Source organism: Paenibacillus dokdonensis, assembly GCF_004916975.1.
Lineage (GTDB): Bacteria > Bacillota > Bacilli > Paenibacillales > Paenibacillaceae > Paenibacillus_AQ > Paenibacillus_AQ dokdonensis.
Genome location: NZ_STGQ01000001.1, coordinates 3,578,898 through 3,590,909, shown reverse-complemented (window position 1 = coordinate 3,590,909; position 12,012 = coordinate 3,578,898). Strand labels below are relative to the sequence as shown.

Sequence of the window (12,012 nt, the reverse complement as noted above, 5' to 3'; positions counted from 1 at the left end):
GTACTAATAAATATACACAAATATGAATTAATATTATACAATAGATTGGAAGCCACAGCGCCAATCAACGAGCGGAGGTAAACAGCGTGCACATTATTACGAATGCAAGCGTGTTGAACGAACAAGGTGAATTGGTGAAAAAACATATCATTCTGGAAAACGGAGTGATCCGGACACTAATTGATGGAGACTCCGAGTGGAAGCCTCAGGAAGATGCTGAAGTGACTGACGCCGCCGGTAAACTGGTAACACCAGGCCTGATCGATATGCATGTTCATTTGCGCGAGCCTGGCTTTGAACATAAAGAAACCATTGAATCCGGAAGCCGTTCGGCTGCTAAAGGCGGATTTACAACGATCGCCTGCATGCCGAATACGAAACCGGTGACAGACAATCCGGATACAGTACAGCTTGTGCTGGACAAGGCGCGAGAGGCGGGACTCGTCAAGGTCCTACCTTATGCTGCGATCACCGTTAGAGAGCTGGGACGGGAACTGACGGATTTTACAGCGCTTAAGGCAGCCGGAGCGATCGGGTTTACCGATGACGGTGTCGGCGTACAAAATGCGCAAATGATGAAAAATGCCATGCGGATGGCTGCTGAGCTGGATATGCCGGTTATCGCACACTGTGAGGATAACTCTCTGGTTGAGAGAGGAAGTGTCGCGGAAGGCAAATTTGCCGAGAAGCATGGACTTGTGGGAATTCCGAATGAGTCGGAAGCTATCCATGTCGGACGTGATATCCTTCTCGCTGAAGCGACAGGGGTTCATTACCATGTATGCCATGTCAGCACGGAGCAATCCATCCGGCTCATCCGTCAGGCCAAATCGATCGGCATCAACGTGACCGCAGAGGTATGCCCGCATCATCTGCTGCTCTCTGATGAAGACATTCCGGGTTTGGATGCCAACTGGAAAATGAATCCGCCGCTCCGCTCTCCGCGTGATGTAGAGGCATGTATCGAAGCTCTGCAGGATGGGACGCTCGACATCATCGTAACGGATCATGCCCCTCATACAGAAGAAGAGAAAGCGAAGGGGATGGAGATGGCGCCTTTCGGAATCGTTGGTTTCGAGACAGCTTTCCCGCTCCTGTACACCAAATTCGTACAAACAGGGCTTTGGGATCTCTCCTTGCTGGTGCGCCGCATGACCGCAGATCCTGCGAAGGTGTTCAGACTGGATACAGGAAGAATGGAAGAGGGAGCACCTGCTGACCTGACCATGATCGACCTGGATACAGAAAAAGAAGTGAATCCGGAAGAATTCGCGACAAAAGGACGCAACACTCCATTTACCGGATGGAAGCTGAAAGGTTGGCCGGTAAAAACATGGGTGAACGGCAAGGTCGTATGGGCTGATTAAGCCGGACCTGCCAAGAACAAGATTAAGAAACATAATGATATAGAAAATAGCGGAATGCTGCAAAGAAGAACGGATTCGCTTATGCGGTATTCTCAAACATACGTATTTGACAGAGGAGTGAGTGGAATGCAGGCAAGATTGCTTCTGGAGGACGGAACACTGTTTACAGGCAGTGCGTTCGGAGCCGAAGGTGAAAAAACAGGTGAGGTTGTATTCAATACTGGGATTACTGGATACCAGGAGGTACTGTCGGATCCATCCTACTGCGGACAGATCGTAACGATGACGTATCCTTTGATTGGTAACTACGGAATTACGCGTGATGATTTTGAATCTGTAGCGCCATATGTGCATGGCTTTGTTGTGCGCCGCCATGAGACGGTTCCTAGTAACTGGCGTGCGGAGTACAGCGTGGACAGCTTGCTGAAAGAATACGGCATCGTCGGCATCAGCGGCATCGACACTCGCATGCTGACTCGTATGATCCGCCAGCACGGAACGATGAAGGGGATCCTCACAACTTCGGCCCAATCGGTTGAAGAACTGAGAGAACGCCTGACGGCCAGCCCAATCCTGACGAATCAGGTGGCAACGGTATCCACTAAACATACGTACAGCAGCCCTGGATCGAAAGAGCGGATCGTATTGGTGGATTACGGTGCTAAATCAGGTATTCTGCGCGAATTGACTGCCCGTGGCTGTGATGTGGTGGTTGTACCGCAGGATACAACAGCCGATGAAATCCGCCGCCTGAATCCAGACGGAATTCAGCTGTCCAACGGACCAGGGGATCCAAAGGATGTACCGCATGCCATCCGTACGATCCAAGAGCTTCTTGGCGAATACCCAATCTTCGGCATCTGCCTCGGACATCAGCTGTTCGCATTGGCTTGCGGCGCAGATACAGAAAAGCTTAAATTCGGACATCGCGGTGGGAACCATCCGGTCAAAGATTTGAGAACGAACCGCTGCTATATCACCTCTCAGAACCATGGTTTCACGGTTAATGAGGATTCGGTTGCAGGCACAGAGCTTGAAGTAACACATATCAACAACAACGACAAAACGATTGAGGGTCTGAAGCATAAAAAATATCCAGCCTTCACCGTACAATATCATCCGGAAGCAGCACCAGGTCCGTATGACAACAGCTATCTCTTCGATCAGTTCCTGGACATGATCAGAGAGCATAAACAGCAGAATCCGGCGAACCCGCGCCAGGCTGAGCTTGCTGCAGCCGCGAAAGGAGAACGTTAATCATGCCACTTAATAAACAACTCAAGAAAATCCTTGTTATCGGCTCGGGCCCGATCGTTATCGGTCAGGCGGCGGAATTTGACTATGCAGGTACACAAGCTTGCGAGGCTCTAAAAGAAGAAGGCGTTGAGGTTGTACTGATCAACAGCAACCCGGCAACAATTATGACAGATACCAATATGGCTGATAAAGTCTATATTGAACCGATTACTCTCGAATTTGTGACACAAATTATCCGCCAGGAGCGTCCGGACGGACTTCTGCCAACGCTTGGCGGCCAAACAGGCCTCAACATGGCTGTAGAGCTTGCGAAGGCAGGCATCCTCGAGCAGGAAAATGTCAAGCTGCTCGGAACGCAGCTGACATCCATCGAAAAAGCGGAGGATCGCGATTTGTTCCGTGAACTGATGCGTGAACTGGAACAGCCGGTTCCTGAGAGCAGCATCGTCACTACGTTGGAAGAATCACTTGTCTTCGCGGAAGAAGTCGGATATCCGGTTATTGTTCGCCCGGCTTACACTCTGGGCGGTACCGGCGGCGGGATCTGCGCTACCGAAGAAGAGCTCCGCGAAACCGTCTCCTCAGGTATCCGCTACAGCCCGATCGGACAATGTCTGATCGAAAAGAGCATCGCAGGCATGAAAGAAATTGAATATGAAGTCATGCGCGACGCGAACGATAATTGTATCGTTGTCTGCAACATGGAAAACTTCGATCCCGTCGGCGTTCATACCGGCGACAGCATCGTCGTGGCGCCGAGCCAGACGCTGTCCGACCGCGAGTATCAAATGCTGAGATCGGCATCCCTCAAAATCATCCGTGCCCTGAATATCGAAGGTGGCTGCAACGTGCAATTAGCGCTCGATCCGCACAGCTACCAATATTATGTCATCGAAGTGAACCCGCGGGTAAGCCGCTCGTCGGCCTTGGCTTCGAAAGCGACCGGCTATCCGATCGCCAAAATGGCTGCCAAAATTGCTTTGGGATATACCTTGGATGAACTGACTAACCCGGTGACGGGTCAAACCTACGCATGCTTTGAGCCGACGCTGGATTACATTGTAAGCAAAATCCCACGCTGGCCTTTCGATAAATTCATCCACGCTAACCGTAAGCTGGGGACACAGATGAAGGCAACCGGCGAAGTCATGGCCATCGGACGGACCTTTGAGGAATCCATCCATAAAGCGATCCGCTCGCTGGAAATTGGCGTGCACCGCTTGTGTTTGAAGGGAACCGACGAGTTGAGCGAAGAGGTGCTGAAAGAACGTCTGGTTAAGGTGGACGACGAGCGCATCTTCCTGATCGCGGAAGCCTTCCGCCGAGGCTTCGATCTTCAGTCGATCCAGGACCTGACCAAAATCGACTGGTGGTTCCTCGACAAGTTGCATGGTCTCATTGCCTTCGAGGCCCAAATCCAGCAAAAAGAGCTCACATACGATACCCTGTATGAAGCCAAACGCCTTGGTTTTACCGACCGGGCTATTGCCGAGATCCGCGCACAAGCGAATGCAGACAGTTATACGACGGAAGCGGAAGTGCATGATTACCGCATTCAGCATAATCTGCGTCCGGTATACAAAATGGTAGATACCTGCGCGGCCGAGTTCGAGGCTTCCACGCCTTACTACTACTCAACTTATGAGACAGAGAATGAGGTCACGAAATCCAATAAGGAAAAAGTGGTTGTGCTTGGCTCCGGACCGATCCGGATTGGCCAAGGAATTGAGTTCGACTACTCGACGGTGCATGCGGTATGGGCGATCCAAAACGCAGGCTACGAGGCAGTGATTATCAATAACAATCCTGAAACGGTATCAACCGACTTTAGCACATCCGATCGTCTGTACTTTGAACCGCTGTTCTTCGAGGATGTAATGAATGTCATTGAACAAGAGAAGCCAATAGGAGTCATCGTACAGTTTGGTGGACAAACAGCGATCAATCTGGCGGCACCACTGAGTGCAGCGGGCGTATCGATTCTGGGAACCAGCCTTGAGAGCATCGACGAAGCAGAGAACCGCAAGAAATTCGAAGCGCTGCTGTCCCGTCTCGAGATCGCCCAGCCTAAAGGCAGCACGGTCACATCGGTAGATGAAGCAGTTGGTACTGCACAATCGCTTGGATATCCGGTTCTCGTAAGACCATCTTATGTACTCGGCGGACGGGCCATGGAAATCGTATACTCCGACACTGAGCTGCTTAGCTATATGGAAGAAGCCGTAAATATCAATCCGGATCATCCGGTGCTGATCGACCGTTATATGCTTGGCAAGGAAGTTGAAGTCGACGCGATCTGCGATGGGGAAACAGTCATCATTCCGGGAATCATGGAGCATATTGAACGCGCAGGCGTGCACTCCGGCGACTCGATTGCGGTCTATCCGCCGCAGCATCTGGAGCAGCATCTGAAAGATAAAGTTGTGAGCATCACGACCCGCATTGCCAAAGAACTGAAAACGATCGGTCTGGTAAACATCCAGTTCGTCATTTATAAAGATGAGGTATACGTCATTGAAGTCAACCCGCGCTCGTCCCGGACGGTTCCATTCCTGAGCAAAGTGACGACCATACCGATGGCTAATCTGGCAACACAGGCGATTCTCGGCAAAAAGCTGAAGGATCTGGGCTACGAGGAGGGCATGTGGCCGGAAAGCGAGTACGTATCGGTTAAAGTACCTGTATTCTCCTTCGCGAAGCTGCGCAGAGTTGAGCCTACACTGGGTCCTGAGATGAAATCGACAGGTGAAGTTATGGGCCGTGATCTGCAGTATGCAAAAGCATTGTTCAAAGGATTGATCGGAGCGGGTATGAAGATTCCTTCCACCGGCGCGATCATCGTGACTGTGGCCGACAAGGATAAAGATGAAGCGGTGGATCTAATGAAAGGCTTCAGACGCCTCGGTTACAAGATCTATGCTACTGGCGGTACAGCAAAGGCGCTCGAAGAGGCCGGAATCCTCGTTACGACGGTACAGAAGCTTAGCGACGGGACACCAAACATACTTGATCTGATCCGCAACGGAGAAGCACAGTTTGTCTTCAACACACTGACCAAAGGCAAAACACCAGAGCGTGACGGATTCCGGATCCGCCGTGAAGCGGTTGAGAACGGGGTTGTATGTATGACTTCCCTGGATACGGTCAAAGCACTGCTTATCATGCTGGATACGATCAACTTCTCATCCCAAGCAATGCCGGCTTTTGCCGATCGCTAGGGGGATGAAGGGTATGAATGAACAATACAAGGAAATGGCGGGCCGCTTGATTGTGGCCCTGGATTATCCGGATGCGACTCAAGCTTCAGCCCTGCTTCAGGAGCTTGAAGGCATTCCATGTTATATGAAAGTGGGCATGCAGCTGTATTATGCTGCAGGCCCGGATTTTGTACGGGATTTGAAAACCCGTGGCTATAAAGTATTCCTGGATTTAAAGATGCATGATATACCTAATACGGTCAAGGGTGGAGCGGAAAGCATCACCCGTCTTGGTGTGGATATGTTTAATGTTCATGCAGCAGGCGGTAAGGAGATGATGAACGCTGCTTTGGACGGTGTAACTAAGGCCATTCAATCGGATCGTTCCCTGCAAAAACCGCTTATCATCGCTGTAACCCAATTGACCAGTACAGGGCAGGATGTGCTTAATCAGGAGATTGGCATCCCTGGAACCATGAAGGATGCAGTCATACGTTATGCGGAACTGACAAAAGCCGCAGGTTTGGACGGTGTGGTGGCTTCTGCACTGGAATCCAGCGACATCGCCAGCGTTTGCGGGACGGATTTTGTTACCGTGACACCGGGTATCCGGCCAGCAGGAAGCGACCAGGGCGATCAGAAGCGTGTTCTAACGCCGGGAGAAGCCATCCGTAACGGCAGCAGTTACATTGTTGTTGGAAGGCCAATTACGGCCGCTGAGAAGCCGAGAGCCGCTGCAGAGCAAATCATTAAGGAGATGATGGAAGCATGACGAAACTAGCAGAAATCCCTGGGCAAATCGCAGCCTATTTACTGCAGATCGAAGCGGTGGCGCTGCGTCCGAAGCAGCCGTTCACATGGACATCCGGTATTAAGTCCCCGATCTATTGTGATAACCGGCTTACGATGTCTTATCCGGAAATCCGGGAATACATCGCAGAATCGTTTGCTGCGGTTATCCGTGAGCAGTATCCTGATACCGAAGTGATTGCCGGAACGGCGACCGCAGGTATTCCCCATGCCGCATGGGTGGCGCAGAAGCTGAACCTGCCGATGGCGTACATTCGCGACAAAGCGAAAGGCCATGGCAAGGAAAATCAGATCGAGGGCATCATTAAACCGGGACAAAAAGTGATCGTTATCGAAGATTTGATCTCCACGGGTGGCAGCTCCATTAAAGCCGCACTTGCGATCAAAGAGGCGGGAGCGGAGCCGCAGGCTGTACTTGCGATTTTCAGCTATCAGCTGGACAAGGCTGTACAAGCTTTCAATGAAGCGGGAATCCCGCTCCAGAGCTTGTCTAACTACACAGCACTGATGGATGTGGCTTTGGAACAGGGCAATATCGAAAAAGATGATGTACAGACGCTCAAAGCGTGGAGAGAAGATCCATCTTCATACGGCGTGTAATATCTTGAAATCAAAAAGCAGCCCTCGGGCTGCTTTTTTGCTTTTCCTATGGATCTAGAGAATGCCTGCTTTTAGTGAATCGCGCTCTTCTCGAAATTACCGCCAAGCACGTCTGACACATGCTCAATCGCAATAAAGGCTTTTGGGTCGATTTCATGCACAACGGACTTCAGCTTGGCCAGTTCAAGCCTTGTAACGACGCAATAGATCATCTGTGTATCTTCTCCGGAATAGCCACCCCGCGCGTAAATGAAGGTCGTGCTGCGTCCGAGGCGGTCCTGGATCGTTTGAGAGATCTCTTCATACTCGCCGGATATGATGGTAACGGACTTGGACTCGTTGAGACCCTCCACGACGATATCCATAACCTTCGAGGCCATGTAATATGTGAAGATGGAGTACATTGCAGAATCCCATCCAAACACAAACCCAGCGATGATAAAAATAAATACGTTCATGATCATGATGATCTGACCTACCGGCATGCGGGTCTTTTTGGATAGCAGAATCGCGACAATTTCAGTTCCGTCCAGCGAGCCGCCAAAACGTATGACCAGACCGACGCCAAGACCCAGAATCAGACCACCGAACAATACGGCTAGTATTTTTTCATTGGTAAAGGGACTGACATGATGCAGGAGCTGTGTCGTGACTGACATGACAATGATTCCATACAATGTGGAAAATGCAAAGGTTTTACCGATTTGCTTGTAGCCCAAGAAAAGAAAGGGAAGGTTGATGACAAAGAGGAAGATCCCGAGAGGGAGTGCGGTGATTTTGGATAATACAATGGATATACCCGTGATGCCTCCGTCAATGATGTCATTCGGTACGAGAAAAACCTCGAGCGCAACTGCCATTAAGATCGCACCGGCCGTAATAAAGATAAACTTCTTCAGTAATTCGACAGGGGAGAGTTTCCTGTGTGTTTTTGCCATGCAGATTCCTCGCTTCCAGAGTGTGATGTTAAACAACTTAGTTAATATTATAAAATAATTTAGAAATAATCTCAAAGTTTATGGGAAAATGAATGATGAGTGTACCTTCAGGCAACAATATCCAAGACATCCTATATCATGCCGGGAAGGAGAAGGAATCATGCAATGGATCTATTTCAGCAAGCTGTATAAGACAAAATTTCAGGCGGGGTGCTTGGCAAAAAGGCTGGAGCAGAATGGTTGGATTTACGGATATGATGACCCTCATTTGGTTGAAATTTTCCGTTCGCGCAAGGGAAGATACGGTGTTCGTTTTATTCCATGAAAAAATACTTGACGTAAAGTGCATTTATGCTGTATATTAATTCTTGTCGCTAATTTATTACTGACTAATGACGCGGGGTGGAGCAGTTCGGTAGCTCGTCGGGCTCATAACCCGAAGGTCGCAGGTTCAAATCCTGCCCCCGCAACCAATTTAACTGCCATTATTTTGATCGATAATATAGTTGATCAGGGCCCTTAGCTCAGTTGGTTAGAGCGGTCGGCTCATAACCGATTGGTCGGGGGTTCGAGTCCCTCAGGGCCCACCATATAAGAATTCATGCGTATTTGCCGGGGTGGCGGAATTGGCAGACGCACAGGACTTAAAATCCTGCGGTAGGTGACTACCGTACCGGTTCGATCCCGGTCCTCGGCATACTTAAGCTTCTGCGTATATCGTAGAAGTAACATCGGTACATAAGAAGAAGTCCTGCGTGGTTAATAACCATGCAGGACTTTTTCATATACAGGGAAGAAGATGCGGAAGACATTCGTTCAAGACAGACTTGTTCTGAATCGATTACTGTTTGTAATATACCCATAGAGGGTATACTATATATACAGACATTAATTGATATGTGAGGAGTGTTTTGAAATGAAAAAACAACTTGCTATGCTTGGTGCCGCGGCCATGATTGCTTTAAGTGGATGCGCAGACCAAGCGGATAATAATGCAGCACAGGAGGACAGCTCAACCATGAGTAATTCGGATATGAATCATTCCGATATGAACCATTCGGGTTCGAGTGAAGTTCCTCCAGGATTAAAGAATGCATCCAATCCCGCTTTTAAAGTTGGAACCCAGGCTGTGATTCAGGCAGATCATATGCCAGGCATGAAAGGGGTTACCGCAACGATTACAGGAGCCTATGACACGACAGCTTATGTCGTTACCTATACGCCAACGACAGGTGGAGATCCGGTCAAAAACCATAAATGGGTAATTCATGAAGAGCTGAAAGATGCGGGTGAACAGCCATGTGAAGTGGGAGCTAAGGTTGTCTTAGAAGCTGACCATATGAAGGGGATGAAGGGCGCAGATGCTACCATCGAATCCGCTAAACATACGACAGTCTACATGGTGGATTACACGCCGTCAACAGGCGGCGAACCGGTTAAAAATCACAAATGGGTAACGGAAGATGAATTAACGGCTAAATAATAGAAGGAAAGAGCCTCCCTGCAGGAGGCTTTTTCCTTGTTTATATGTCTAGGGAAGCAGAGAAGGAAAAAGTGCTTGCAGGCAGAGGACAAACATGGTAAATTACTCTTTGTGTTTATTGCATTGGATTCATAGATTTGAAGATGTGATTTCATTGCATTTAATATCCATCTATGAGGAATCTATGATGTTTCCACAGTCTGCGAGCCGGGGTGGCGGAATTGGCAGACGCACAGGACTTAAAATCCTGCGGTAGGTGACTACCGTACCGGTTCGATCCCGGTCCTCGGCATATCAAGCAATACATATCAAAAGTCCGGATCACTCATGTGCCGGGCTTTTTATTTTGCCGGTCCATTCCGAAATGTAGCAGCAGCATTCCCGGCTGGGTTGGAACCTGGCTATAGGTTAATATAATAGAGAAGACACCGGAGAGGAGATTGGAAAAGATGTTTGAAAATGATTGGGATGAGCAGCTGCAGGAGGAAGTGGAAAATCCGTATTTTAACGAGCTGCGCTATGCGCTGGCCAAGGAATATAAATTACATACGGTTTATCCCTCCAAGGAGAATTTGTTCCAGGCACTTAAACTTACTTCCTATGAACATACCAAAGTCGTTATTTTGGGGCAGGATCCCTATCATGGACCGGGACAGGCGCATGGGCTGAGCTTTTCCGTGATGCCGGGCGTAAGGATACCCCCTTCATTAAGTAATATCTATAAAGAGCTGCACAGCGATCTGGGAGCGCCTATTCCGAACAACGGTTATTTGGTACCTTGGGCAAAGCAGGGAGTTTTGCTGCTCAATACCGTATTAACCGTCCGCGACGGACAAGCCAATTCTCATAAGGGTTTGGGCTGGGAGAGGTTTACGGATGCTGTGATCGAAAAGCTGAACGAACGTGATCAGCCCGTTGTTTTTATTTTATGGGGAAGCCATGCCCAGAAAAAAGGTGCCTTCATCGATCGTAATAAGCATCTGGTGCTGGAGTCTGTACATCCGAGCCCATTGTCGGTACACCGCGGATTTTATGGCAGCAAACCATTTTCAAAAACGAATGCGTTTCTGGAGTCACATGGGATGAAGCCGATTGATTGGTCCATTCCTGATATTTGATAACATACGAAAAGGCGGGCCGCGGCCCGCCTTTTTTTATTCCATCATATCATCTATTTTCTCCGACAGAAAAAGGTTATAGATTCGTACAATGATGATTTTGGCGACCATATAGACTGGAATTGCCAGAATAACTCCGAGAATACCGGATATGTCGCCGCCGATCAGGAGCAGCACAATCGTGGTCAGCGGATGGATGTCCAGCTGTTTTCCGTAAATGATCGGGGTAAGCAGGTTATCCTGGATCTGCTGGGCTACAACGATGACCACAAGCGACCATATGGCGACCGAAGGTGAATCGATGAAGCCGACGATAACGACCGGCACAGCAGCGATAATGGCTCCAACATACGGGATCAGGTTAAGTACGATGGAGATAAGCGCAAGAAGCAGCGAATAAGGCAGACCGATAATTAAAAAACCAATATACATCAGCACGCCAAGAATGATATTCAATAGGACGCGGCCAACAATAAAATTGCTCAGCGCCGAGTCGATTTCTCCCAGGGCTTCATGGCCTTCCTTGCGGTATTTGCGCGGCAGCAGATGAAGCAGGATGGGCATCAGCTTGCTGCTTTCCTTCAGCATGTAATACAGCACGATGGGCACGGTTGCGATGATGACAACGACATTGGATACCACCGAAATGAAGTTCGATACGGAATTGGTCACGGTGGTAATTAATTTGTTGAGATATTCGCTGACGCGGGCGGTCAGATCGGATTCACTAGGAATCATTTTGGAGATGAAGTGGTTTTGCTGGAGTTTCTCGAATTGCTTTTGCAGACCCTCAACAAAATAAGGGGCATTTTCGGCAAAATTAATGAGCTGCTCGCGCAGCGTTGGCCATACGAGAATCGAGAACAGGACAATCAGTCCTGCAAAAACCAGATAAATCATCAGGATAGAGATCGGTCGCGGCCAGCGGTGCTTTTCCAAAAAATTCACGACCGGACGAAGCAGATAATACATAAACCCAGCAAGCATCACCGGAACGATCATAATATTAAACAGTAAAACCACTGGATTAAAAATAAAACTCACCTTAGAACCCAGATAAATAATCAACAGTGCGAAGATTATCCCCAGGCATGTTCGAAAATATTTGTTCTGCAGCAAACGGATCCCCCCCGCTTTCTATGTACAACAATCTAAATTTTTTCTATATACCCCTTTAACCAATATGCAGGCCACTGATTCACCATGTCAGCTGTGAGATAAAGGAATATCTACATCATGGCC

Annotated in this window: 10 protein-coding genes and 4 tRNA genes; 12 read left to right on the top strand and 2 right to left on the bottom strand. The window is 48.9% G+C overall.

Translation table 11 applies throughout. The features are described 5' to 3' along the window. Positions 1 to 86 precede the first annotated feature (86 nt). The 5 genes from E6W40_RS16645 (at position 87) to pyrE (ending at position 7,231) form a co-directional block, all read left to right on the top strand. Positions 87 to 1,367: a dihydroorotase gene (locus tag E6W40_RS16645; RefSeq protein WP_136606476.1), complete on the top strand. Its 1,281-nt coding sequence runs from the start codon at positions 87 to 89 to the stop codon at positions 1,365 to 1,367. A 126-nt stretch (positions 1,368 to 1,493) separates the two neighbouring features. Next, positions 1,494 to 2,624 (top strand): carbamoyl phosphate synthase small subunit, encoded by a 1,131-nt coding sequence (locus tag E6W40_RS16640; protein WP_136606475.1) that lies wholly within the window; start codon positions 1,494 to 1,496, stop codon positions 2,622 to 2,624. 2 nt (positions 2,625 to 2,626) lie between these two features. Next, positions 2,627 to 5,842, top strand: coding sequence for a carbamoyl-phosphate synthase large subunit (gene carB, locus E6W40_RS16635; RefSeq protein ID WP_136606474.1), 3,216 nt, complete (start codon positions 2,627 to 2,629; stop codon positions 5,840 to 5,842). A 13-nt stretch (positions 5,843 to 5,855) separates the two neighbouring features. After that, positions 5,856 to 6,593 carry an orotidine-5'-phosphate decarboxylase gene (gene pyrF / locus E6W40_RS16630; protein WP_136606473.1) on the top strand — a complete coding sequence of 246 codons (738 nt, stop codon included), beginning with the start codon at positions 5,856 to 5,858 and terminating at the stop codon, positions 6,591 to 6,593. Next, positions 6,590 to 7,231 (top strand): orotate phosphoribosyltransferase, encoded by a 642-nt coding sequence (gene pyrE / locus E6W40_RS16625; protein ID WP_136606472.1) that lies wholly within the window; start codon positions 6,590 to 6,592, stop codon positions 7,229 to 7,231. The genes pyrF and pyrE overlap by 4 nt, the downstream gene beginning before the upstream one ends. A gap of 71 nt (positions 7,232 to 7,302) precedes the next feature. On the opposite strand, the gene E6W40_RS16620 is transcribed toward pyrE, so the two are convergent. Then, a complete protein-coding gene (locus E6W40_RS16620; protein WP_136606471.1) occupies positions 7,303 to 8,169 on the bottom strand; it encodes a YitT family protein in 867 nt (288 codons plus the stop codon). Between the two features lie 160 nt (positions 8,170 to 8,329). On the opposite strand from E6W40_RS16620, the gene E6W40_RS29540 reads away from it, so the two are divergent. The 7 genes from E6W40_RS29540 to E6W40_RS16590 all read left to right on the top strand — a co-directional run bounded on the left by E6W40_RS29540 (position 8,330) and on the right by E6W40_RS16590 (position 10,770). Continuing rightward, entirely contained in the window at positions 8,330 to 8,494 is a 165-nt protein-coding gene (locus E6W40_RS29540; RefSeq protein ID WP_168928953.1) for a hypothetical protein, read from the top strand. A gap of 71 nt (positions 8,495 to 8,565) precedes the next feature. Next, a tRNA-Met gene (locus tag E6W40_RS16615) sits at positions 8,566 to 8,642 on the top strand. Positions 8,643 to 8,682: 40 nt separating this feature from the next. Continuing rightward, a tRNA-Ile gene (locus tag E6W40_RS16610) sits at positions 8,683 to 8,759 on the top strand. 21 nt (positions 8,760 to 8,780) lie between these two features. Next, positions 8,781 to 8,866 (top strand) — tRNA-Leu (locus E6W40_RS16605). 219 nt (positions 8,867 to 9,085) lie between these two features. Then, positions 9,086 to 9,652: a DUF1541 domain-containing protein gene (locus E6W40_RS16600; RefSeq protein WP_136606470.1), complete on the top strand. Its 567-nt coding sequence runs from the start codon at positions 9,086 to 9,088 to the stop codon at positions 9,650 to 9,652. A 206-nt stretch (positions 9,653 to 9,858) separates the two neighbouring features. Next, positions 9,859 to 9,944: transfer RNA gene (locus tag E6W40_RS16595), tRNA-Leu, on the top strand. A 148-nt stretch (positions 9,945 to 10,092) separates the two neighbouring features. After that, positions 10,093 to 10,770 carry a uracil-DNA glycosylase gene (locus E6W40_RS16590; RefSeq protein WP_136606469.1) on the top strand — a complete coding sequence of 226 codons (678 nt, stop codon included), beginning with the start codon at positions 10,093 to 10,095 and terminating at the stop codon, positions 10,768 to 10,770. 36 nt (positions 10,771 to 10,806) lie between these two features. Here E6W40_RS16590 and E6W40_RS16585 read toward each other — a convergent pair whose 3' ends face one another. Then, entirely contained in the window at positions 10,807 to 11,889 is a 1,083-nt protein-coding gene (locus tag E6W40_RS16585; RefSeq protein WP_136606468.1) for an AI-2E family transporter, read from the bottom strand. Between the last annotated feature and the right edge of the window lie 123 nt (positions 11,890 to 12,012).

Coding starts and splice junctions, on each gene's coding strand:
- E6W40_RS16640 (WP_136606475.1), top strand. CDS start 1,494: ATGCAGGCAAGATTGCTTCTGGAGGACGGAACACTGTTTACAGGCAGT.
- carB (WP_136606474.1), top strand. CDS start 2,627: ATGCCACTTAATAAACAACTCAAGAAAATCCTTGTTATCGGCTCGGGC.
- pyrF (WP_136606473.1), top strand. CDS start 5,856: ATGAATGAACAATACAAGGAAATGGCGGGCCGCTTGATTGTGGCCCTG.
- pyrE (WP_136606472.1), top strand. CDS start 6,590: ATGACGAAACTAGCAGAAATCCCTGGGCAAATCGCAGCCTATTTACTG.
- E6W40_RS16620 (WP_136606471.1), bottom strand. CDS start 8,169: ATGGCAAAAACACACAGGAAACTCTCCCCTGTCGAATTACTGAAGAAG.
- E6W40_RS29540 (WP_168928953.1), top strand. CDS start 8,330: ATGCAATGGATCTATTTCAGCAAGCTGTATAAGACAAAATTTCAGGCG.
- E6W40_RS16600 (WP_136606470.1), top strand. CDS start 9,086: ATGAAAAAACAACTTGCTATGCTTGGTGCCGCGGCCATGATTGCTTTA.